Consider the following 22958-nt stretch of genomic DNA (forward strand, 5'->3'; position numbering starts at 1 on the left):
AGAAAAAGTAAGTCTCAAAAAACAATGAAAAAAGTGTCAAGTAAAATCAGGACGAGACAGAAAACAAGCAAGACAAAGTGTTCGACCACTACGTCACCTCGACGGCAGGAGAGGTCTCATCCCGTCTATGGACAAGTAAGTAAAACATGAAAAGGATGTCTTGATTTCAGTTCGAGATTTCTCTCTACGCTCGAAATGACCACCAGGTGACCTCGACGGGAGGAGAGGTCTCTTTACTTGGATTAAGAAGCAATTTAGAGGATTAAAAACAAAAGTAGAACAATAAGAAAAAGTGTCAAGTAAAATCAGGATGTGATATTCAAGAGAAGCCTGTCTATTGTCTCATTACAGCATTGCGGGTAAGCTCATTTTTAAGTAATTTTCAGATATGCAACAAGCCATTTCACTTTTAGAACTCAACAACATCATTAGGGATTCTCTGGAGAACAACCTCTCCCCCAATTATTGGATAGTAGCCGAAATTGGGGAGTTGAAGTTGGCACCCCAGGGACATGCTTATATGGAATTGGTGGAGAAAAACGGCAATCAAGTAAAAGCCAAAATCAGGGCAAATATTTGGCAATACAGTTTCAGGACAATCGCAGGGAAATTCAGGTCTGCCACTGGGCAAGAGATGCGTGCTGGAATGAAAATCTTGGCTTTGGCAACAGTGACTTTCCATGAAGTATATGGAATGAGCCTGAACATCAAAGATGTCGATCCCAACTTCACAATGGGTGAAAGGGCTAGAATCCGACAAGAAATCATTGACAGACTTTCAGCAGAAGGAATGATGGAACTCAACAAGAGGTTCGAGCTTCCCATTGTCCCACAAAGAATCGCTGTGATCAGCAGCCAATCTGCAGCTGGTTATGGTGATTTTGTACAGCAACTCCAGACTAACAGATATGGCTACCAAGTCCATTCCAAACTTTTTCAAGCTACATTGCAAGGAGAAGGCGCGGCCAAGACGATCATACATGCTTTGGATTTGGTGGAAGAAGAATCCCAGGCCGCTGGTTTCGATTTGGTCGTTATCATCAGAGGTGGCGGTGCACAGCTAGATCTGGACTGCTTTGATGATTACCAACTTGCGGTAGCCATAGCCAAATCCCCAATCCCTGTACTGACCGGAATTGGCCATGAAAGGGATGAAACCATCGCAGACCTGGTGGCACACACCAAAGTCAAAACACCTACTGCAGCTGCCGAGTTTATCCTGTCAGGATTCTTGGGATTTGAAGAAAGGATCTTGACCAATCTCAAAAAAATCGAAAGAACTGTAGCCCAAAGGTTGATTTGGGAAGACCGGAAATTGCTAGACTTGGAATCTAGGGCAAAAAATATCAGTGTACAAAAAATCCAATGGTCTTTTGAGATTTTGGAACAAAAGAGGAAATCCCTGACCAAAATAGCATCCAACGCTTTTAAATTGGAAGTTTATAAACTCGATAGCTTGGTAGCAACGCTAAAAAAAGACATAAAAATCCAACTCCAAAATGAGGAGCATAGACTAAACTCCCTAGATCGTTCAATTCAAAACCTAAATCCTCAATCATTTCTCGAAAAAGGTTATACACGAACCGAAATTGATGGTAAACCTATACACAAAACCGAAGTGAAAGAAGGATTGGAAATGACGACTTTTAGTCAAGACAAAAAAATAAGAAGTACTATCAAAAAAGTGGAAGAATATGGAAGATAATAATCTAAGTTATGACAAAGCACTTGCCAGAATCGAGCAGATCGTAGAAAAACTTGAAGCTGGAGAAGAGGGTATCGATCAGCTATCGGCACTTGCAAAAGAAGCGGCTTCACTTGTAAAAACGTGCAAAGGGAAATTGAGGATGACGGAAGAGGAAATATCCAAAGCATTTGAGGATTAGCGGAATAACATTGTTTTTTTCAATATACATTAGATTTATTCTTGGTTGGTCAAGTCAATTGGCAAGCAATTTGCATTCGATGGCTAAAATTGATTATAAAAACCACCTGTATATCTCAATTTAGCCAAATTAGTTTCAGTTCTTTTTGTTAAAGGTTTCATCTATTGCACCCTGGGTTCCGGTTTGGGGTACAAGCTTTATACAAATGGATATTTGGTAGAATTGCGGTATCAGAACTAACCAACTATAAAGAAATGTGTATTTCAAAATCATCCAAAATAGCTTGTTTCCCTGTATTAGCGTTCTTTGCTTTAATTTCCTTTCCATTTGAAGGTATTGGACAAAGTTTCCATGAATATAAAATCCCGGTGGACCATTCCATCATCATAGGTGCGGGCCCCTCTTTTATTTATGCAGATAATGGGGGAATTTATAGCAAGTTCAAATTCAAGTTAAACCCTTCCGTTACAGCTGCCTATAGCAGAAAGTTAAATCGGAATTTTGACATAAGGGCTAATATTGGCCATCAAAAAATCGAAGGGATGGAAACAACAAATGCCACAATCCTAGAGACGTGGCAATCAAGATCTTCAGCAAAGAATTTTTCGGGATCAGTGAATTTTTTGGATGTGATGCCTGTGTACAATATGTTTCCCAGTGACCATGCATATCTCAGATCCGATTTCAATATCTATGGGGGACTGGGTTTGGGAGTACTTTTATCCAATGTAGATTTGGAATACGAAAATGAAACAGTCGAAAACCACCAAGTAGTCTCCATGTATATTCCAGGTAGAGCAGGTGTTTCTTATAAATTAAATGAAAAAACCGATATTATGTTAGAGGGGTCACTTTTGTTTAGCTTTTCGGACAACATTGACGGGAATAGAAACTTCAACAAGCTTGACGATCATCTTTGGCAATTACAGCTGATGGTGAAAAGATATTTGAGACCTTCAAACAAATTTTAAATGACTGTCTTTTGAAAAAAAGGGGATGATCAAAATTTTGATCATCCCCTTTTTGCTTTTTAAGCAGTCCTATGTAGTTACTTCCAAGTATTTTCTTGGAACATTGACCATCAGGTTTTGGTTGATACCAGGGATTCTGATAATGAAGTAATCCTTATTCGCTTTGTTGACACACTCCCCTACCATTCCTTCCAATGCTCCACCGATGATGGAAACCTGTTCTCCTGGCTCAATTTCAGAATTGTCTGTCTCGATCGCAACACCTGTCTCCAATATCCTTTTGATGGCATTGATCTCCTGTTCCCTGACGATAGCATGCTCCCCCGAGAAATTCACAAATTTCACAGCACCGGGAACCTGAAGTGTATCCCAAAGCTCAGTCTTCGAAGTTTTGACAAATAAGTACCCGTTAAAAAGTGCTTTCTGTACTTTCTTTTTCCTATCACTCCACTGCCTCATTTCTTCAATCATAGGAAGAAAAACCTCCAAACCTTTCTCCCTCAATCTTTGGGCGACTTTCTTTTCTGCCCTTGATGTCGTGTAAAGTACAAACCAGTTTAATTCTGCCATAAATCTTACTTTTCCATAAAAGTACAAAATTAAAAACCCTTGGAATAATATCCCAAGGGTTTAAGAAATTTAAAAACCACCAACCTTTATTAAATCATGTTATTTAAATCTACGCAACAACATGTTCAATTTATCTGCCAGTAAATACATGACAGGTACAATCACTAACGTCAAAAACGTAGCAAAGGTTAACCCAAATATTACAGTCCATGCCATCGGTCCCCAAAAGTCGGCATTGTCACCTCCTATATAGAATTGTGGGTCAAATGAAGACAGTAAAGTACTGAAATTGATGTTCATTCCTATCGCCATTGGAATCAGGCCAAGCACCGTAGTGATAGCAGTAAGGAGAACAGGTCTCAAACGTGTTTTCCCTCCTTCGACAATACTGTTGACCACTTCATTATAGGGCAAATACTCACCATCTTCCAGACCTAGCTCCACTCTTTTCCTCACTCTGATAAGATTGGTATAGTCAATCAATACAATGGCATTGTTCACAACAACCCCAGCCAAAGATATAATACCAATCCCTGTCATAATCACTACAAAGTCCATATTGAAAATTGTAAGTCCCAAGAACACCCCGATTGTACTCAATACCACCGAACACATGATAATGAAGGGTGTAATAACAGAGTTGAACTGGGCGACAATGATCAGGAAAATCACAGATACTGCAATCATCAAGGCCCTAAACAAGAACTCCATTGATTTGGCCTGCTCTTCCTGCTCTCCGGTAAACTTCACATCTATGCCTTCCGGAAGATCATACTCAGTCATTGCTGCCCTGATCCTTTCATTGATTTCGTTGGCATTGAAACCATCCTTCACATTCGAGTACAATGTTATCACCTTATCCAAGTCTTTTCTCTTGATAGAGCCATAGGTTGAACTATATTCAAGATCAGCTACAGCTGTGATAGGGATATTCCTTCTGTTTCCAAACTTATCCATAAAGAATATTTTCTTGTTGAAAAGCGCAGTAACATCATACCTGTATTCGTCTGCCAATCTCAGTTGGATAGGATAATCATCCTCACCTTCTTTATATTTGGAAACTTCCAGCCCAAACAAGGCAGTCCTGAGTTCATTGGCTATCGTAAAAGTAGAAAGCCCAAATCTTCTGGCTTTCTCCCTATCGATATTGACTATCAATTCAGGCTTTCCTGTTTCCAAATCCGTCTTCAATTCCTCAATACCCTGAATATTCAACTCCCCGATATAATTTCTGATGTTATCTACTTCTGCAACCAACTCATCAAAGTACTCTCCACTGACCTCTATATTGATCGGTTTCCCTACCGGTGGGCCATTCTGTTCCTTATCCACTGTGATCTGTACTCCAGGATATTTCTCTACAGCTTCCCGGATTTCTTCCATTACTTTGGTAGAATTGACCCCGCCCCTATATTGATATTCAAAAAAGCTGACAGTAATCATCGCCTTGTGTGGAGTAGCGCCCATACTTGGTCCTTCGGCAGGGTCACTTGTACCCTCACCGACCTGCGCTATGATAGATTCTATGGCATCTTTGTAAGGTTCTATCAAAGAAATGATTTCATCTTCCACTACTTGTGAAAATGTGTTCGTAGCTTCTATATCAGTACCAATGGGATGCTCTATGAATATATTGATATAATTGGGATCACTCTCTGGAAAAAAATCTACCTGTGGAGATCTTATTCCCAAAAGTACAATTGATAATACCAACATCAAGAAAGTACCTGATAGAAACAATATAGGTTTAAATCCTGACAATGAATATGTCAATGTCTTTTCGTAGACATTTTCCAATCTTACCAGCAAGACATTTTGAAACCACTTGATGGCATTTCTCATGAAAAAGACATTGACCAAAGTCAAGATTGCCCCCAACATCAGCAAGTTGGCCAATGTAAATGACCCTGTGATATACAATAGTATTGCCATTGTAGCCAAGATTGCTGCCACAACAAGTGGCTTCTTCTTGGATTTCTTGATGGAATTATCTTGGATCTTCATAAACATCGCCGTCAACACCGGGTTGATGACAAGACCTACAAATAGGGAAGATGAAAGCACAATAATCAATGTAATGGGTAGATATTTCATGAATTCACCCATGATATCATCCCAGAACGCCAATGGGAAGAAGGCAGCTACTGTAGTCGCAGTTGAGGTGATAATCGGCCATGCCACTTCTCCAACCCCTTCTTTGGCGGCTTTGATGGGACTCATTCCCTCTTGCATCAATCTGTAGATGTTTTCCACTACCACGATACCATTATCTACCAACATCCCCAGTGCCAATATCATGGAAAACAACACCATCATGTTCAACGAAACACCAAATGCATTGAGTACCATAAAGGATATGAACATAGACATTGGAATTGCAACACCCACGAAGAGTGCATTCCGGAATCCCAAGAAGAACATCAATACCAAGATTACCAATATGACACCTGAAATGATACTGTTCTCCAAGTTGTCAACCATACTTCTGGTGAACTTAGACTGGTCATTGGTGATGGAAACTTGCAGATCTTCAGGAAACCTGTTCGCTTTTGCCTTTTCAATGATCTCCTTGATCTTATCACTGGCATCCAGCAAATTCTCACCACTTCTTTTTACTACATTTACCGTCACTACCGGAAGTTTGTATGCCCTAGCATAACTCTCCCTTTCTTTATATGTATCTGTGACTGTCGCTACATCTTTTAAATAAACGATTTTATCATTCTCATTTTTTACAATGATTTCATTCAGCTCAGCCGGATCTTTGAATTCACCAGTTACCCTGAGTGCCCTTCTAAAATCGCCACTCAATATATTACCTCCCGATAGCGTGATATTTTCTCCACTGATCGCATCGGAAATATCACTGAAACTGACTTCCATCGCTTCCATCCTATGAAGATCGGCATCTATCCTGATCTCCCTATCTATTGTCCCCGTCAGATCTGCTTTGGAGATTTCAGGAAGTTTTTCAATTTCATCTTCCAAATACTCGCCAAACACCTTCAGCTCCTCCTGGGAATAGTTTCCGGAAAGGTTGATGAACATGATCGGCATTTCAGAGAAATCCAACTCAAAAATGTTTGGATCTTGGTCCAAATCATTTGGCAGTTCACTTTTGGCTTTGTCTACGGCATCTTTTACATCCTGCAATCCCCTCGATACATCCACATTTGGGTTGAACTCTACGATAATCGTAGAGTAATCCTGAATCGATGTTGAGGTGATTTTCTTCAAATCTTTGAGGGATTTAAGCTCCTTCTCTATCGGCCTGGTGATCAGGTTTTCCATATCTACAGGTGAATTACCAGGATATGACGTACCCACATAGACAGTTGGAATCACAATCTCAGGATAACTTTCCTTCGGCATGGTTTTGTAGGCAAACAAACCCATGAAAGAAATAATCAAAGTGAGTATGATAACACTGGTAGTGTTATTGACCGCAAGGGAAGAAAGACCAAATTCCCTCTTTGTTTTTGACTGTTTTATATCTTTATCTTCAGACATTTTTCTCTACTTGGTTATTGTTACAGGATTGCCATCACCTACTTCATTGAAACCTTTGTCAACAAGTATTTCAGTACCATCCAGACCTTCTTTCACTTCCGTTTTTTGGTTGTATGTCATTCCGCTGGTTACATATTTTTTCTTGGATACCCCTCCATCGATTACATAAACATACTCTCCCTTACTATCCCTTTGAATCAAATAAATAGGGATATATATCGCTTTTGGATTTTCATAATCCTGTATTTTCAATACACTCACCATATTTGGTTTGATATCCTTGGATGCCGGTAGCATGATTTCAACTTTGAAAGTTCTATTGTTTGGATTGATCACCCCTCCAACTGACGTTATCTTGCTGGTCAGCTCCTTGCCTAAAGACGGGAAGGTCAATTTAACTTCGTCACCATGCTTCACTACGCTAACATACCTTTCAGATAAGTCTGCCTCTATAAACAAATCACTGTCGCCTACTATCTGGAACATGGGTGTACCTGGCTGAACCAATTCACCCAAACGAACCAAAACTGCTTCTATGGAGCCTGAGAAAGGTGCACGTACGGTAGCCCTGTCCCTTTGGGTATTCAATCCCGCTAGGCTTTTCTCCAAAGTTTCCATCCTATTCTTGGCTTCAAGATATTGGATTTCAGTCCCTATTTCCTGCTTCCACAGCCTCTCTTGCTTCTCAAAAACAATTTTGGCCAATTCCATCTGCTTTTCCAATTCATCAATATTGCGTTGGATTGTCTCTGCATCAATCACTGCCAATATCTGACCTTTTGATACACGCATTCCTTCCGTGCCACGAACTTCTTGGATGCTACCGGAAACTTCCCCACTGATATTCACATTCTTCTTGGACAAGACGGAGCCTGTCACTTCTATGTAATGTTCAAATCCTCCGTTTTCAGGCTTTATCGAAGTAACCAATACAGATTTCCTGTTGGATTTCGCAAAATCAGGGTCTATGGTAGCTATTTCCTTCTCAAGTACATCTATTTCTGACTTTAGTTGGGCTGCTTTTCCTTTCAATTCTTGCAATTCCGCTTTTTTTGCGGTCAGTTCATCTGGGGCTTCACAAGCGATCACTGCGAATCCCAATGAAAAGAGTATAAGTCTTGTATATAGTTTCATGTGTTTAATATTTTGTTTTTCAGAGGTCACATGGAATCTTTGACGATTAAAATCATCATTGTTCTGAATATTTAATGATGATTTTAATCGTGTCGATTTCATATTTATATTGGATAATTTTTCTTGTTACTACTTATAATATTCCCAATGCTTTTTCTAAATCCACTTTGGCGATCAAAGCATCATACAATGCCGAGAAGTAATTTGTCTCAGCCTCTTTTAGTGCTGAATCTGCTTCCACTACTTCAAGGTTGGACCCCACACCTTCTTGGTATTTAATTTTAGTCATTTCGAACACTTCCAATGCCAATTCCCTGTTTTCTTCCTGGACAGCAAGAGTTGTGATGGCATTTCTAAGTGTAATATTAGCTTGATGCCTTTCTAGTTCGATATTTTCCTCCAAATAGTACTTTTGGTTTTCGAGCTGTCTGATTTTAACCCTGTTTTGTTGTACCAAATTGCTTTTTCTCAACCCATCGAAAATCGGAATATTCATCCTTAGACCAGCAAATGATGAAGAAAACCACCTGTCAGAATCAAAAACTGTGTTGAATCTTTCAGCACCAGTCACCCGTTGGAAAGTCCCAAAGGCTGAAATATTTGGCATGTATTGAACTTGGTTGTTCTTTAAATCCAGTTTGGCCAATTCCAAATTGGTATTGAGTTGATCCATTTCCACCCTTCTATAACCATTATTGCTCAATAGTGACTCAATTTCAGTCAAAGAATGGATATCCGTTATGTTCTGTTCCAGTACAATGTCCATGTTGATAGGCATTCCAATCTGTACTTTCAATATTTCCTTGCTGATTTCTTCCGCTGCCTGGACTTTGTCAAATTCTGACTGTAGATTGTTGAGTTGTACTTTAACCCTGCTTACATCAAGTTTCTCAACAAAACCTTCAGCATGCAAAGCTTCAGTCTCTTTGAGCAACTCTTTGATTCTACCCAAATTTGCAGCAACCAACTCTTTCCTTTCATTGTTGATCAGCACAGTGAAATATGCTTTTTTTGTCGCTTCAATGATATCTGTTTCTGTTTTTTCCTTGTCAAACTCAGTCAATGACTTCAGAGTCTTTGCTGCCTTTAACCCTACAAAATAGGAACCATTGAAAATCATCTGTTCGACTGATACAGATAAAGTAGACTGATAGTTGACAGCAAAAGGAATAACAGTAATGTCATCGGGACCTCCCATTCCTGGATTACCATCATCTCCACCACCAATAGCCCCTCCTGCTTCTGCCGGCAAAATCAACAATGGTGGTTGTATATTTTTTGTCATCTCCACGGTACTATTGATCTGGGGAAGTCCAGCGGCTCTATTTTCTCCGATGATCCCCTTGGAGATGAGCACTTCCAATTGCGCATTCTTTGCTTCCACATTGTTTTCCAATGCATATTTGATACTTTCTTCCAGTGATAGCTGTACTACCTCTTGGGCATTTGCTATGCTTAAGGAGAAAAACAGCATCAGACCCAATACAAGACTGATACTTCTCATTTTCAACAATCTATTCATGCTTATTTACTTTTTTTATTTAAGTAAGTTTCTTTTCCTTTTTCTGTAAAAATCCCATAGAGAAAATGCTCAAATATCTCCAAATGCAAATCACCCATATTGTGTTTTGACGGTGGAAACTTGATGGGGTCAAACAAGCTCGACATCTGCTCAATCCGCATGGCAGCAATGATCTCAGTGTTGATTTCCGGTCTGAAATAACCTTGTTCAACACCTTTTTCCAAAACACCTATAATCTCCTGGTGGATGTGTTTTTTCTTGAAATCTTCAAAGATCTGCCAGCATTGCGGATAATACCGCTGTATTTCATTGAGTACAAAAGGGTTCATCTCTGAAAAACGCTTTTTCAGGTAACATGACAACCCAATTAAATGGTCTATAACTCCTCCATTAATATCTGGAAGCTCGCTGATCTTACATCCAGCCTCATCCAGCTCTTTTTGAAAAGTCTCCAAGACTAGTTGATTTTTATCAGAAAATTCCTGATAAACTGTCTTTTTGGATACTCCTGTCAATCGTGCAATGTCATCCATTGTCACGGACCGAATCCCAAACTGCATAAACTGCTCAACTGCCGTAACGATAATTTTTTCTCTTGTGTCCAACTTTTACTGAATTTTCTACAAAACTCAGGAAACTTTTCGAAAGTTCAAAGTTTCCTAGGTTTATTTTTAGAATAATTCTTAAGTCAAGGCTTAACATTGGATTAACAACAAAATATTAAACAAGTATATGTCATATAAACTTATATTTAATTATTTATTAAACTAATAAATCGGATGATAATTATATTAAAATCATTTTTTTGGAATATTATTAAAAATTAGAAAATTAAGTTAATTTGAAGCCTAATTTTGAGAAATTAGCACTTAAAAAACGCACATTTTCCAGAATAGTTCATTGTTATTGATTGATTTTGGAAGAATTATTGATTTTTTGATTCATTTATGGACCTAAGAAGAAGATACATGGGGAATAGTCTCATTGGTTGGAAAGAAATTCTAATGAAAAGTTCTGAAAATCCAGAATAACTTTATTTAGCTAATAGTTATATTTATATGATATTCAATCTGTTTGAGCCCATTATGGTCAAATTTTGAAAAAAACAAAAACCCAAAACTATGAAAGTCCTAAAAACAATCGGTGTAATCCTAGCACTCGTCATTGCAATTCCATTATTGGTTGCTTTGATCACAACAAAAGAAATCAAGGTAGTCAGGGAAATCGTTATCGACCAACCTAAACAAGTCGTGTTTGATTATGTAAAATACCTTAAAAATCAACAAAACTACAGTAAATGGGATTCTATGGATCCTGAAATGGAGAAAAGTTTTTACGGGATTGACGGGGAAGTAGGCTTTATCTATGCTTGGAAAAGTGTAAAACCTGATGTAGGTGTAGGTGAACAAGAAATATTAGCCATCGATCCAGGTAAAAGGATTGATTATGCACTGAGATTCAAAGAACCTTTTGAAGCTTCCGATTTTGCATATTTAGAACTTCAGAAAGTTACAGAAACCCAAACCAAAGTAGTTTGGGGGTATGATGGAACTATGAAATACCCAATGAATGCCATGTTATGGTTTTTGGATATGGATAAAATGGTCGGCGATGATTTTGCCATTGGCTTAAAAAACCTTAAAGAGATTCTTGAAAAATAAAGATTTAGAGTAGGTAAATTGGTAAAGGTTTAAGTACTACCTAACCCTGTCTCAAACCTCAGGTTCTTATATCTTGTGTCTCAAATCTCTGTCACGCCCTGAAATTACTTGACGCTTTTTTTATAGGCAAGTCATATCGACCGTGAGGAGTCTGTCCCGCAGAATTGTGGGAAGATATCTCACTTCGTTCGATATGACAGCCATCTCTTTTCTTGGCTCTCCTCTATTGCTTTGTCATGTCCTGATTTTACTTGACGCTTTTTTCTTTTAATTGAAGAAGTTCAACCCTGTCTGACGCCAGGCAGGCCCATTCGGGGTTTGTATCCCTTTTTCTCTCTCGATTGTCACTTGTGTCTCATCTCTTGCTTCTGTCCCACATCTAGCTCCTCTATCTAATAAACCGGAAACTCCTGCTCCAAACCTTTGAAATTATCAATCATTTCCCATCTTGATCTGAATGTATTCGTTGAGATTCTCGCTCCTGTATTTCCTGTCCTTATATACTCAAGGGCGGCCTGAAATCTGTTTTCGGCGGTATCGCCCCAATTCTTGGAAGGATTGTCAGGTGATGGAATGTCAACAGGAAAACCATCAAAGTAATCCGCCCTTCCTTCCGCATTATCAATGGCAAAGGTGATGGGAACCAGCTCCACATCGTTTCCAGCCAATGTCCTATTGAAGGAACTCAAAGGAAATGACCCTACAGGTTTTCCAAAGGTATTGTCCCCTACCAAAACCACATCCATGTAGGGATCCAAGCAATTGATCAACAATTCGGATGCAGAAGCTGATCCTCTTGCGGTAATGAAAATTATCCTGCTTAGGTTAAGATTTCCTTTTTTGGAGAAATTCACCGTTCTGTTATTGCTTGATCTCAGGGCATTGTGTCTGTTGGTGTACATCACACTGCTTCCGGCATTGTTTGGCACCAGATAATTCAAAATCTGCTCCGTCACAGCTACCGATCCGCCACCATTATATCTCAAGTCTATGATTATTTCATCAATCCCTTCAGCCATAAAATACTCAAAAGTATCCTCTACTTCCTGACTTCTCGTTGGATTGGTAAGGCCTGGAGTCTGTCTGAAACTTTGGTAAACCCAGTAGCCAATCTTCTTTCCCTCCTGCTCTATGACATCTTTGTATAATACTGAATTGGTTTGGAATGCAGCTTTTTGGATGGTCGTTGTTTTCTCCGAACCATCAGGCAATCTCATTTTAAAAGTATTATTATAACCAATTTCATTTGGCCCCAACTGGAAATTAAAGCCGCTCGATGTTTTGTACTCTGCGATTGGCTTTCCATTGATTTCTATTACTTGCCACCCTCTTTCCCAACCATCCTGCCCTGCCGGGGAAAGGTCATAGACAAAAGACACGAACATATTTTCGTCCGCATCCAACGAAAAACCGAAACCGTGAACTCCTGACGCTTGCCCCGTAAAAGCCGCTTCAAATGCAGCCCTTGTCGTTATATAAGAAAACCTATCCACCGGTTTGAACAAAATTGCTTCAAGCAATCCATCATTGGAATTGAATTTGGACACGTCAATATTGGTCGTCAATTCTGAATTCCAAAAATACCATGCCCTCATCGTCTCCACTATAGCTTCCTTGACCGCATTCTCTACTTTTATTGGATCTGGATTTTCGTCTTCCTTGTTACAGGAGACTATGCCCAAAGTGATGAGCAAGACAAAGGTTAGGCGAGCAAAATATTTGGTGAACATTGTTTTATTATAAATGGTGAATAGTCATATAAACGTGATATAATGAGGGATTGGTTTAAATCATAAAATCATAAACTTTCACCTTGTTCCATTTTGCCGAATTTCTCTCTATAAATTCCAGGTGTTTTGGCTCTACCTGATATGCACTTTGGTCTTCAAGTGATTTGAAGAATAATGTACATGCCACCTGGTAACTGTGGTCAACTACATCCCTTGCTTCTGTAGGTGCGGGTTGGCCAATAAAAAACTTGGCAACTGTAGGGCACTTTCCAAGCACAGATGCCTCTCTCATGAAATTTTCCACATCTTCTCCTTCATTAAGCCAAAAGAATACCTGATGGATCATTTTATCTTCAACAGCCTGATTTGCCATCAAAACCATTGGCATCGAGGTTGTAGCACTTACCAAAGCAACTTTTTTAATAAATTTTCTTCTTGATTTCATATTGGATAGTTTGAAAGTTATAAATATAAAAATTTAACTTGCTCAGCGAAACAATATTTTCAAATATTAAGATTTATCATATGAATTTCAGAACCCTTGGTAAAACAGGATATACAATATCGGAAATCAGCTTAGGAACTTGGCAAGTCGGTGGTGGTTGGGGAGGAAAATTCGACCATTCTTCCGCCAATAAAATCCTCCATACAGCCATCGATCAAGGGATCAACTTCATCGACACTGCTGATGTTTATGATGCAGGATTGAGCGAAGCTGCTGTAGGCAAAGCCATCAAGGAGCGCTCAGAAAAGATCTATGTGGCCACAAAATGTGGAAGACAAATCAACCCACATACAAATGAAGGCTACACTCCCGAAGCGCTTCGAATGTATGTCGAATCTTCCTTGAAAAACATGGGGCTGGATACATTGGACTTGATCCAACTCCATTGCCCACCTACACCTGTGTACCAGCGGGATGAAATCTTTGGTTTGTTCGAAAGACTAAAGGAAGAAGGGAAAATCCAGCATCTTGGTGTGAGCATAGAGAAAGTATCAGAAGGACTTGATGCATTGAAATACAGCAATGTCAGCAGTATCCAGGTTATCTTCAACATGTTCAGGCTGAAACCTTCCGAGCTTCTGTTTCAAGAGGCAAAGTTGAACAATGTAGGCATCATCGTCCGTGTTCCCCTGGCAAGTGGGCTGCTTACGGGCCAATTAAACTCAAAATCCACATTTGATCCCGAAGATCACCGCACATTCAATCGCGATGGAGCTGCTTTTGACAAGGGTGAAACATTCTCTGGTGTACCTTATGAACTTGGCCTTCGTGCAGTAGATGCACTCAAAGATATTTTCAAAGGAGACTTGGCATTGGCATCATGGGCATTGAAATGGATCTTGATGTTTCCAGAAGTAAGCACCGTTATCCCCGGAGCTTCCCGTGAAGAACAAATCATTTCCAATGTAAAAGCAAGCCAACTGGAAGCTATTTCTTCCGAAAAAATGAAAGCCGTCCAGCATGTTTATGATGAATATATCCGGAAAGAAGTTGCCCATTTGTGGTAGGATAGCGGAAAGGAGATACGAGAGAACAGAAACAAGAGTCAACCATCTCGCAGAGATACGCAAAATGTTAACTGTCCATCGTTAAATGTTCACAGATCACCATATAACCTTTTAACGATTAACTCTGAACGCTTAATTATTAAAGTACTACAAATGAACTAATTAACTTCTAAACCATCCACGGACAAATCAACTCCTCCCAAAAATGCAAGCAAAGACTTCCAAAAAGGTATTGATCATCACATATTATTGGCCTCCATCTGCAGGATCAGGGGTTCAACGATGGCTGAAATTCGCCAAATATCTTCCTGATTTCGGCTGGGAACCAATCATTTTCACGCCCGAGAACCCGGATTTTGATTTGAAAGATGAGGGTTTGCTCAAAGAAATCAATCCCCAGCTTGAGGTTATGCATTTTCCTATCTGGGAGCCTTATGGCATTTTCAGGAAATTGAAAAAGGAAAAAATGGGGGACACCTCCAAAGTATTGGAAAAAAAAGAGAAATCTTTCATCGATAAAGCGGGTATCTGGGCAAGGGCTAATTTCTTGATCCCTGACCCAAGGGTATTTTGGGTCAAGCCTGCTGTTACATTTTTGGAAGACATCATCGCCAACAACCAAATCGATGCTATCATCACAACAGGCCCACCACACAGCTTGCACCTGATCGGTAGAAATCTCAAAAGGAAAACCAATATCCCCTGGCTCGCCGATTTCCGTGATCCATGGTCCCAATGGGAATTTCTTGACACACTCCCCATGAATGCGGTCGTCAGAAAGAAACATGAATCGCTAGAGCAATCGGTCCTGCATGAAGCAGATGCCGTTGCCACCATCAGCCCGACTTTCCAGGAAGATTTGGGGAAATTGGCAGGAAAGAAAATCAACTTACTTACCAACGGTTTTGACCCTGATGACTTACCAAAAGATTGGTCTTTGACCAAAAAGGATTCCAACAAGATCGAAATCGTCTACACTGGAGTCATCGATGCCATCAGAAACCCCATACCATTTTTGGAAGCTTTTCAGGCTGTATTCCAAAACAACGGAAAACAAGCGGTTCTAAGATTCGTAGGGAAAGTTTCATCAACTGTCCAGGATTTTGTTAGGCAAAATGAATGGCTTGATCAGCACGTCACTTTTGAAGGTTATGTAAGCCATGAAAAAGTCTTTGACTTCTATCAAGATGCAAATTTGCTCCTTTTGATACTTACAGATACAAAAAATGCAAAGGGTAACATCCCAGGAAAACTCTTTGAATATATTGCTACGGGAAGGACTGTATTGGCTCTTGGTGACATCAATGGTGATTCAGCAAAAATCCTGTCGGAAGCCCAAGCAGGAAAAGTGTTCTCACATACTGACCAGATAGGAATACAAAAATTCCTCAAAGACTTTGATCCTGCATCAGAAAAGGAAGGGAATACCAATACAGAAAAATACTCTAGAAAGACTTTGACCAAAACCCTAGCCAAAATATTAGATGAAATCTGAAATCCCATTTCTTAATCTCAAGCAATTCCCAAAAGAGCTAAAAGAGGTTCTAAAAGCAAAGTTTTCAGAAATTTTGGATAAAGGAATGTTCTCCGGATCAGAGGAAGTTGACCTATTTGAAAGCAAGCTCCGTACTCTGTTGAAGTCCCCTTATGTGATCTCCTGCTCCAATGGGACAGATGCACTTGAGCTGGCTTTGAGGGCCTTGGAAATTGGGCACGGTGATGAAGTCCTGGTTCCTGCCCTGTCATGGGTTTCCACTGCGGAAGCTGTTGTTTTGGTTGGTGCCAAACCTATCTACATCGATACAGACCCATCAGGATTAATTGACCTGACACTGTTGGATGATGCTGTTGGTTCCAAGACGAAAGCAATCATCCCAGTCCATCTTTATGGAAAAATGGTATGTATGACACAGCTGGCCAAGTGGGCAAAGAAAAAGGGTATTTTTATCATAGAAGATGCAGCACAGGCTATTGGGGCTTTTGAAAATGGGATCAGTGCAGGGTTGTTCGGGGATATAGGTTGCTTCAGTTTCTATCCCAGCAAAAACCTGGGGGCACTTGGGGAAGCGGGCGCCCTCACCACGAAAGACAAAGAGCTGGCCCATAAGCTGAGGACTTTGGCAAACCATGGCCAGAAAAGCCGAGACCATCATTTGCGGATTGGGAGAAATGCCAGGATAGATACACTTCAAGCAGGTTTTTTGAATGTAATGTTGAATTATTTTGATTTGTGGCAAGCCAAAAGGAAAAATCTCGCACAAATCTACCTCGAACACTTAAGGGATGTAAACTGGATCACTTTGCCCCAGGGAACAAAGCAAGCCAATCATAATCTGCATTTGTTTGTCATTCAATGTGAAGAAAGAGATGCCTTAAAAAAGCATTTGGAGCTTCATGGAATCTATACTGCCATTCACTATCCTACAATTATCCCCGAAATCACACCATACAGATCAGGTGAAGAATTTCCTGAGAGCAAAAGAATTTCCCAACGAATACTGTCACTTCCCCTCAACCCATTTATCGGTGAAGAAGAAATCAAGAAAGTATGTGATGTCCTGAAAAGGTTTGCTTGAAACTACTTGGGGATTTTATCGCAACACAACCGAATCCAAGCATATTCTGTGCCCCAAAACCACCATAATACCCCAGTTCTTGCAGTATTGGTGATGCTCTTAACTTAAAGTCGAAATTATAAGCAGTGAATCGCGTTGATTCTCCCCTATTGTTTTGGAAAACCACATCATTCTCTTGAATATTTGAAAGCGTCTCAAACTTGATCTCTGGACAATAGTCTTCCACATGTTGGATACTCTCCAATTCTGGGAAAAAACTTGAGAAACGCTTCAATAAATTCTTCTTAAACATCATGGAATATCTATTGTCATCAGGTGAAATATACTCCTTCTCCCCTGTATTTATATCGTTTACCAAATACAGGGGGCTGACAGTTTTGTAAACCATCTCCTCTTTAAAGTCCAGCTTTGGGATTTCATTCAGTTCTACAATTGTGTATTCCACATTCCCTTCCGTACCTACAAACCCAATCTTCTGCCCCACCAAAAGATGGTGAACATAATCTACCGTGGAATCATCTACCAATATCCTCAAATCCAAACAAGCAATGTCCCCTATGTGTGTAATGGTTTCATGGGTTGTATCATTTTTGAAATAATCAAAATTCAAGTTTGAGAATGTAAATGGATATACCCTTCGGGAATTGTTTTGGTTTCCATAGATATCAAGCATAGAATCCATATCAGCCCCTTTCAGCATTTTTTCCAATGCCGTAGATAGTTGAAATTGATAAGTTTGTGGAAATATGTTTGCTGTACTCCCCCTTTTAAGTTTGACTAGAAATTGCATCTTACACCAAGTTTTAAGACGGCAACTTAGCAACAATCTAGCTCGGAAAAAATACCCTGTAGTTGGTATTTTTTTGGTTAAAAAGTAATTGGGATTCTTTAACTTCTTTAAAAAAACAATTATTCCATGAGTGATTTTAATTTTTCCAATACAATCAGAATGGATGAGGGGAAAAGGTGAAAGGAAATAGGGAAAAAAGACAAACCGGATCTTTCAATCGGGATTATCAGAAAAAATATACAGTAGTCATTTCGAACGACTGTGAGAAATCTGTTATAAATTGCTCCTTAAATCGACCAAAGGAGATTCACGAACTCCAATGAAAATCGATCATAATGTGAGTAAATTTGAATTTTCCGTGATTGTAAAAAGGAAAAGAGGAATGGGTAAAACCAACTGCCCCCTATTCGTTGCATGTAGAATTGCTGAAATTCATATAATACTTTATCCCCAGTTCCCTATATTAGCCCCATGAACCAAAAAACTATCCTCAGCCTATTCTTTTGGACATTTGCAATCCCAGTCTTTGCCCAGTCCACCGAACCTATCGGGATCATCGAGACTACCGAGGGGACGATTTATATTCAACTTTTTGATGAAACCCCCAAACACAAGGCAAGTTTTGTCCAGCTTGCTTTCAAGGGATATTGGGACTCCCTGACTTTCAACCGGGTGATCCCAAACTTCGTGGCGCAAGCAGGTTGCCCTGATACGGAAGCGGGATTCACTGATCCGGAATATCTCCTGAAGCCCGAGTTTGTCAAAGGCATCACCCATGTGTATGGTGCAGTGGGTGCTGGCAGGGACGACAATCCGGATAAATTGTCGGCAAGGTGTCAATTTTATATTGTACAAAACAAAAATGGCTTGCACAGACTGGACAATGATTATACTGTATTCGGCCAGGTTATCAAAGGGATGGACATTGTTGAGAAAATCGTATTTGTCAAAAGGGATGAAGATGACGAGCCAATCTCTCACATTACCATGACCGTAAAAATCAGGGAAATGACCAAAGCAGAAATCAAATCCCTGGTTCAAAACCATTGATCGTTTTCAAACAAAATGAAATACTAGTACCTATCTTTCGTTTATATTTTATAATTTCAAGGCATGATTTGGGCATATCCGGACGGAAAATTAATTACTTGGTTGGCAATCATCTTTGGGTTGCTTTACATGATTTACTTATACAGGTTTTATCTTATCAACAAGAGACTTGAAGTCAAGAAACACCGCATTTTCATGAAGATGATCCTGCGGGTTGCTTACTTTATTCTATTTTTGGTTGCATTGACAGGACCATCCATCGGTACTTCGATGAAAGAAATCAAAGAAGAGGGAAAAGATATATTTATTGCGGTAGATTTATCCCAATCGATGAATGCCACCGATATTGGTCCCAACAGATTGCAAAAAGTCAAATTTGAATTGAAGAATATGACAAAGCGCCTAGCTGGAGACAGGATAGGGCTGATCATCTTCAGTTCAGAGGCATTTATCCAATGCCCGCTTACATTTGACCAAAATGTCCTCCAATTGCATATAGATGGATTGAATACAGGGTTGGTTCCCAATCAGGGAACAGACATCAATGCACCTCTACAGATGGCCTTGTCCAAATTCACATCGGATGAAAGGCCAGAGACCAGCAGTCGCTCAGTGATATTGATTTCTGATGGAGAGGATTTTGGGGACAACTTCAGGTCAATCATCAACGATTACAATGATGCCGGTATCAAAATATTCAGTTTGGGTGTTGGAACTTCCCAGGGGAGTACGATCCCAAAAGGCAACTCTCTGATAATTGATCCCAAAACCAACCAACCTGCCATCACAAAGCTTGAAACCACCAACTTGAAATATCTCGCTGCTCAGACAGATGGGGGCTATTTTGAGATCAGTGACGAAGTTCAGGAAACTGCTGATTTGATAGCTGCCATCGAAAGGCAGGAAGGTTCCATCACAGGAAGCAGAATGGTAGAGGCTTCTGCCAACAAATATTTCTACTTCTTACTGGCAGCTTTGGGACTGGCATTGATCGACATGATTTTGCCACTTAGGACTATCAACCTCTAAATTATTCACACATCATTATTATGCTAATAGTCAGTAGGATATTGTTTTTGATTTTACTATTTGTGCCGGGATCTTGGATGGAGATTTCCAAAAAGAACGCTGCCATCAAAGCTGCTGAAAAAAGTTATTCCGAAGCCAAATATGAAAAATCGGTTGAAGACCATCTGGCCTTGTTGTCTGATTTCAATGTCAATAGTCCAGAAGCAAATTTCAATTTGGCGTTGAGCTATCAATATGCCGAAAAACCAGAAGAAGCACAACGGACATTTATGTCCCTACTTAGCTCTGGGAATAAAATGATCTCATCATTCTCCTCCAACCACAATGGTATGATTTTGGGGAAAGACAAGAAATACGAAGAAGCACTGGAAGCTTTCAAATATGCGCTCATAAAGGATCCAAGCAACGAATCCGCCCGATACAACTATGAACTCCTCGCCAGATGGCTCGAAGAGAATAAGGATCAGGAAGATCAGGATAATGAGGATCAAAATGAAGACAACGAAGAAGATCAGGATAACGAAAACCAAGATCAGGAGCAAGACAATCAGGATCAGGAGAAAAAAGACGAAAACAAGAAAAACGGAGAAGGTGAAGATGAGGCAGATAACGACGAAGATGTAGACTCCGAACAAAAGGATGACAAGGATGGCGAAAAATCCCAAAATGAAAAAGATTCGCAAGAGCCCAGTGATCTGGAAAGTGACTTGAGTGACAGGGAAAAAGCCCAAGAACAATTGAAAGAAAAGTTGAAGGAAATGAACCTGACACCTGAACAGGCAGCTCAAATCCTAGACGCCATGAATGCGGCAGAATTACGCTACATCCAACAAAACCGCAAGAAACCAACCAAGAAAGCTGATAGGAGTTTGCCGGAATGGTAGGGTGAAGTAAGATCTCGCAGAGATGCGCTGAGGATAGTAGATGCTGGATTACAATCAAGTACCTAGCGAATTCTTGATTCATTATTCGGAGTTCAAAATTCATAATTTAAAAAATGTCGATCCCGATAGCCATCGGGAGAATTTTAAATATCGAATGATGAAGTCCCATAAGAAAAAGCAAGTCTCAAAAAACAATGAAAAAGTGTCAACTATTTTCAGGACGTGACAAGAGACATGATGTAAGACACAAGACGTGAGATTCAAGACAAAGAGACGAGAAGCGAGAGGCGAGAAACAAGAAAAAGAAACGAGTGATCAACCACGAAGTGCCAATCCCGAACATCGGGAGTTAAACTTTCAATAACTTGGTCGTGGTGGAGCCCGTATGAAATGCGGGGAATAAAGATGATGGTGAGGAACAACAACCCCGAAGGGTTCTGCCTGTTGCAGACACAATTGAACTTCTTCAGTCTAAACAAAAAAGTATCAAGTAAAATCAGGACGTGTGGGATTTTAGAAACATGTACTTGAGAAAAAAATGCCGTAGGTATGACCGAAATATTAGATCGGTAATTTATTGCCGAGATTAAAGATTCGTGACGGTTTATCAAGTGCCGTAGGCACGAACGATTTAGGGAGTTACACAAAAAGCACTCTAAAAACATGAAGTTAAATAAGTAAAAAGACAAGATAAACCGGTTATTGGGTTATCGGGGATTAGAGGGTAGATAGCTATTTCCCCTAAATCCAAAGCCTCGAAACATTCAATAGAAGTGGGACGAAATGTAAAAAGAACAAACGCTATATGCAAGTACCAATTCTTGCGTCAGTCAGCTTTACAACATTATAACTTTCTAACTAACAATCAAATACCAAAATCTTGTAATTTTAAAATCTTCAAATACATAATTATATAAACCCAAATGAAAGAAGTATATATAGTATCCGCAGTAAGGACTCCTTTGGGGAGTTTTGGTGGGAAATTATCGGCATTGACAGCAGTAGAGCTGGGAAGTATCGCCATCAAAGGCGCAATGGACAAGGCCGGTCTCAATCCCAAAGAAGTAGAAGAGGTCATCATGGGCAATGTGATATCTGCCAACCTAGGGCAAGCTCCTGCACGGCAGGCAGCCATTGGTGCCGGGATTGGTTACAATGTACCATGTACAACGGTGAACAAGGTTTGTTCCTCGGGGATGAAAGCAGTGATGTTTGCAGCACAATCCATCATGACTGGCCAAAACGATGTAGTGGTAGCTGGAGGAATGGAAAGCATGTCCAATGTGCCTTTCTACGTTCCCAAAGCCAGGTTTGGATACAAATATGGGAATGCTGAATTTGTAGATGGCTTGGTGAAAGATGGTCTTTTTGAAGTTTACTATAAATTCCCCATGGGAAATTGTGCTGAAAATACAGCCAAAGAAATGAAAATCTCAAGAGAAGAGCAAGACAACTACGCCATCCAATCCTATACCAGGTCGGCGGAAGCATGGAAAAACGGCTCGTTCAAAGACGAAGTTATTCCAGTGGAATTGACAGGCAGAAAGGGAGAAAAGATCATCATAGATGAAGATGAGGAATTCAAAAACGTCATGTTTGACAAAATACCTTCCCTAAAGCCGGTTTTTGACAAAGAAGGAACAGTCACGGCTGCAAATGCATCCACGATGAATGACGGCGCTTCTGCCCTTGTACTGATGAGCAAAGAAAAAGTACAAGAGCTGGGATTGACTCCTATCGCAAAAATCAGGGGATTTGCTGATGCAGCACAGGATCCGATGTGGTTTACCACTGCCCCTTCCCTAGCCATTCCAAAAGCGATCAAGAATGCTGGTTTGATAGAGAACGATGTGGATTTTTATGAAATCAACGAAGCTTTTGCTGCTGTTGCCATCGCAAACCAAAGACACTTGAACTTGGATAGCGACAAACTGAACGTATTTGGCGGAGCAGTTTCCCTTGGACATCCACTGGGCGCATCAGGTGCGAGAATCATCACTACATTGACCAGTGTATTGGCCAAGAAAAAAGGGAAAATAGGTGTAGCTGGTATTTGTAATGGTGGTGGTGGAGCTTCTGCCATAGTGATCGAAAAGCTGTAGCTTTAGGTACAATCTGATATGGCTAAACTCC

At 40.0% G+C, this 22958-nt stretch carries 19 protein-coding genes; 11 read left to right on the forward strand and 8 right to left on the reverse strand.

Annotation, left to right across the window (positions count from 1 at the left end; genetic code table 11):
* The first annotated feature begins 388 nt into the window (after positions 1 to 388).
* The 3 genes from xseA (at position 389) to ACFSKL_RS15495 (ending at position 2857) form a co-directional block, all read left to right on the forward strand.
* Positions 389 to 1705: an exodeoxyribonuclease VII large subunit gene (gene xseA / locus ACFSKL_RS15485; protein ID WP_376887233.1), complete on the forward strand. Its 1317-nt coding sequence runs from the start codon at positions 389 to 391 to the stop codon at positions 1703 to 1705.
* On the forward strand, positions 1695 to 1886 hold the full coding sequence (xseB, locus tag ACFSKL_RS15490) for an exodeoxyribonuclease VII small subunit (RefSeq protein WP_376887234.1): 192 nt from the start codon (positions 1695 to 1697) through the stop codon (positions 1884 to 1886). Before xseA ends, xseB begins: the two co-directional genes overlap by 11 nt.
* Before the next feature lie 254 nt (positions 1887 to 2140).
* Entirely contained in the window at positions 2141 to 2857 is a 717-nt protein-coding gene (locus ACFSKL_RS15495; RefSeq protein ID WP_376887235.1) for a hypothetical protein, read from the forward strand.
* A gap of 69 nt (positions 2858 to 2926) precedes the next feature.
* Here the strand turns inward: ACFSKL_RS15495 and ACFSKL_RS15500 are convergent, their stop codons facing one another.
* The 5 genes from ACFSKL_RS15500 to ACFSKL_RS15520 all read right to left on the reverse strand — a co-directional run bounded on the left by ACFSKL_RS15500 (position 2927) and on the right by ACFSKL_RS15520 (position 10198).
* The gene (locus ACFSKL_RS15500; protein WP_376887236.1) at positions 2927 to 3427 is read right to left on the reverse strand and encodes a UpxY family transcription antiterminator; all 501 of its coding nucleotides are present in this window, start codon (positions 3425 to 3427) and stop codon (positions 2927 to 2929) included.
* Between the two features lie 99 nt (positions 3428 to 3526).
* Positions 3527 to 6937, reverse strand: coding sequence for an efflux RND transporter permease subunit (locus ACFSKL_RS15505; protein ID WP_376887237.1), 3411 nt, complete (start codon positions 6935 to 6937; stop codon positions 3527 to 3529).
* A 6-nt stretch (positions 6938 to 6943) separates the two neighbouring features.
* Positions 6944 to 8071: an efflux RND transporter periplasmic adaptor subunit gene (locus ACFSKL_RS15510; RefSeq protein ID WP_376887238.1), complete on the reverse strand. Its 1128-nt coding sequence runs from the start codon at positions 8069 to 8071 to the stop codon at positions 6944 to 6946.
* A gap of 133 nt (positions 8072 to 8204) precedes the next feature.
* Entirely contained in the window at positions 8205 to 9593 is a 1389-nt protein-coding gene (locus tag ACFSKL_RS15515; protein WP_376887239.1) for a TolC family protein, read from the reverse strand.
* Positions 9594 to 9595: 2 nt separating this feature from the next.
* The gene (locus tag ACFSKL_RS15520) at positions 9596 to 10198 is read right to left on the reverse strand and encodes a TetR/AcrR family transcriptional regulator (protein ID WP_376887240.1); all 603 of its coding nucleotides are present in this window, start codon (positions 10196 to 10198) and stop codon (positions 9596 to 9598) included.
* Positions 10199 to 10714: 516 nt separating this feature from the next.
* Between ACFSKL_RS15520 and ACFSKL_RS15525 the strand changes: the two genes are divergently transcribed.
* A complete protein-coding gene (locus ACFSKL_RS15525) occupies positions 10715 to 11254 on the forward strand; it encodes an SRPBCC family protein (protein ID WP_376887241.1) in 540 nt (179 codons plus the stop codon).
* A gap of 392 nt (positions 11255 to 11646) precedes the next feature.
* On the opposite strand, the gene ACFSKL_RS15530 is transcribed toward ACFSKL_RS15525, so the two are convergent.
* Positions 11647 to 12984: a S41 family peptidase gene (locus ACFSKL_RS15530; RefSeq protein WP_376887242.1), complete on the reverse strand. Its 1338-nt coding sequence runs from the start codon at positions 12982 to 12984 to the stop codon at positions 11647 to 11649.
* 55 nt (positions 12985 to 13039) lie between these two features.
* Complete coding sequence (locus ACFSKL_RS15535; protein ID WP_376887243.1) at positions 13040 to 13429, reverse strand: Dabb family protein; 390 nt, start codon at positions 13427 to 13429, stop codon at positions 13040 to 13042.
* Between the two features lie 80 nt (positions 13430 to 13509).
* On the opposite strand from ACFSKL_RS15535, the gene ACFSKL_RS15540 reads away from it, so the two are divergent.
* The 3 genes from ACFSKL_RS15540 (at position 13510) to ACFSKL_RS15550 (ending at position 17072) form a co-directional block, all read left to right on the forward strand.
* Positions 13510 to 14496, forward strand: coding sequence for an aldo/keto reductase (locus ACFSKL_RS15540; protein WP_376887244.1), 987 nt, complete (start codon positions 13510 to 13512; stop codon positions 14494 to 14496).
* A 205-nt stretch (positions 14497 to 14701) separates the two neighbouring features.
* The gene (locus ACFSKL_RS15545) at positions 14702 to 15991 is read left to right on the forward strand and encodes a glycosyltransferase family 4 protein (RefSeq protein WP_376887245.1); all 1290 of its coding nucleotides are present in this window, start codon (positions 14702 to 14704) and stop codon (positions 15989 to 15991) included.
* Complete coding sequence (locus ACFSKL_RS15550) at positions 15981 to 17072, forward strand: DegT/DnrJ/EryC1/StrS family aminotransferase (RefSeq protein WP_376887246.1); 1092 nt, start codon at positions 15981 to 15983, stop codon at positions 17070 to 17072. Before ACFSKL_RS15545 ends, ACFSKL_RS15550 begins: the two co-directional genes overlap by 11 nt.
* Here the strand turns inward: ACFSKL_RS15550 and ACFSKL_RS15555 are convergent.
* Positions 17035 to 17862, reverse strand: a complete 828-nt coding sequence (locus ACFSKL_RS15555) for a CRISPR-associated endoribonuclease Cas6 (RefSeq protein ID WP_376887247.1) — start codon at positions 17860 to 17862, stop codon at positions 17035 to 17037. The genes ACFSKL_RS15550 and ACFSKL_RS15555 overlap by 38 nt on opposite strands.
* Positions 17863 to 18333: 471 nt before the next feature.
* On the opposite strand from ACFSKL_RS15555, the gene ACFSKL_RS15560 reads away from it, so the two are divergent.
* The 4 genes from ACFSKL_RS15560 (at position 18334) to ACFSKL_RS15575 (ending at position 22927) form a co-directional block, all read left to right on the forward strand.
* Positions 18334 to 18912, forward strand: a complete 579-nt coding sequence (locus ACFSKL_RS15560; RefSeq protein WP_376887248.1) for a peptidylprolyl isomerase — start codon at positions 18334 to 18336, stop codon at positions 18910 to 18912.
* A gap of 63 nt (positions 18913 to 18975) precedes the next feature.
* Positions 18976 to 19941, forward strand: coding sequence for a vWA domain-containing protein (locus ACFSKL_RS15565; RefSeq protein WP_376887249.1), 966 nt, complete (start codon positions 18976 to 18978; stop codon positions 19939 to 19941).
* Between the two features lie 20 nt (positions 19942 to 19961).
* Positions 19962 to 20825 (forward strand): hypothetical protein, encoded by an 864-nt coding sequence (locus tag ACFSKL_RS15570; protein ID WP_376887250.1) that lies wholly within the window; start codon positions 19962 to 19964, stop codon positions 20823 to 20825.
* A 923-nt stretch (positions 20826 to 21748) separates the two neighbouring features.
* Complete coding sequence (locus ACFSKL_RS15575; RefSeq protein ID WP_376887251.1) at positions 21749 to 22927, forward strand: acetyl-CoA C-acyltransferase; 1179 nt, start codon at positions 21749 to 21751, stop codon at positions 22925 to 22927.
* Positions 22928 to 22958 lie beyond the last annotated feature (31 nt).

This window comes from Belliella marina (assembly GCF_042682445.1).
Lineage (GTDB): Bacteria > Bacteroidota > Bacteroidia > Cytophagales > Cyclobacteriaceae > Belliella > Belliella marina.

Excerpts from the sequence above, each read along its gene's own strand:
- ACFSKL_RS15570 (WP_376887250.1), top strand. The coding sequence starts at position 19,962 with ATGCTAATAGTCAGTAGGATATTGTTTTTGATTTTACTATTTGTGCCG.
- ACFSKL_RS15530 (WP_376887242.1), bottom strand. The coding sequence starts at position 12,984 with ATGTTCACCAAATATTTTGCTCGCCTAACCTTTGTCTTGCTCATCACT.
- xseA (WP_376887233.1), top strand. The coding sequence starts at position 389 with ATGCAACAAGCCATTTCACTTTTAGAACTCAACAACATCATTAGGGAT.
- ACFSKL_RS15550 (WP_376887246.1), top strand. The coding sequence starts at position 15,981 with ATGAAATCTGAAATCCCATTTCTTAATCTCAAGCAATTCCCAAAAGAG.
- ACFSKL_RS15505 (WP_376887237.1), bottom strand. The coding sequence starts at position 6,937 with ATGTCTGAAGATAAAGATATAAAACAGTCAAAAACAAAGAGGGAATTT.
- ACFSKL_RS15535 (WP_376887243.1), bottom strand. The coding sequence starts at position 13,429 with ATGAAATCAAGAAGAAAATTTATTAAAAAAGTTGCTTTGGTAAGTGCT.
- ACFSKL_RS15500 (WP_376887236.1), bottom strand. The coding sequence starts at position 3,427 with ATGGCAGAATTAAACTGGTTTGTACTTTACACGACATCAAGGGCAGAA.
- ACFSKL_RS15495 (WP_376887235.1), top strand. The coding sequence starts at position 2,141 with ATGTGTATTTCAAAATCATCCAAAATAGCTTGTTTCCCTGTATTAGCG.
- ACFSKL_RS15510 (WP_376887238.1), bottom strand. The coding sequence starts at position 8,071 with ATGAAACTATATACAAGACTTATACTCTTTTCATTGGGATTCGCAGTG.
- ACFSKL_RS15565 (WP_376887249.1), top strand. The coding sequence starts at position 18,976 with ATGATTTGGGCATATCCGGACGGAAAATTAATTACTTGGTTGGCAATC.
- ACFSKL_RS15555 (WP_376887247.1), bottom strand. The coding sequence starts at position 17,862 with ATGCAATTTCTAGTCAAACTTAAAAGGGGGAGTACAGCAAACATATTT.
- ACFSKL_RS15560 (WP_376887248.1), top strand. The coding sequence starts at position 18,334 with ATGAACCAAAAAACTATCCTCAGCCTATTCTTTTGGACATTTGCAATC.
- ACFSKL_RS15545 (WP_376887245.1), top strand. The coding sequence starts at position 14,702 with ATGCAAGCAAAGACTTCCAAAAAGGTATTGATCATCACATATTATTGG.
- ACFSKL_RS15525 (WP_376887241.1), top strand. The coding sequence starts at position 10,715 with ATGAAAGTCCTAAAAACAATCGGTGTAATCCTAGCACTCGTCATTGCA.
- ACFSKL_RS15515 (WP_376887239.1), bottom strand. The coding sequence starts at position 9,593 with ATGAATAGATTGTTGAAAATGAGAAGTATCAGTCTTGTATTGGGTCTG.
- ACFSKL_RS15575 (WP_376887251.1), top strand. The coding sequence starts at position 21,749 with ATGAAAGAAGTATATATAGTATCCGCAGTAAGGACTCCTTTGGGGAGT.
- ACFSKL_RS15540 (WP_376887244.1), top strand. The coding sequence starts at position 13,510 with ATGAATTTCAGAACCCTTGGTAAAACAGGATATACAATATCGGAAATC.
- xseB (WP_376887234.1), top strand. The coding sequence starts at position 1,695 with ATGGAAGATAATAATCTAAGTTATGACAAAGCACTTGCCAGAATCGAG.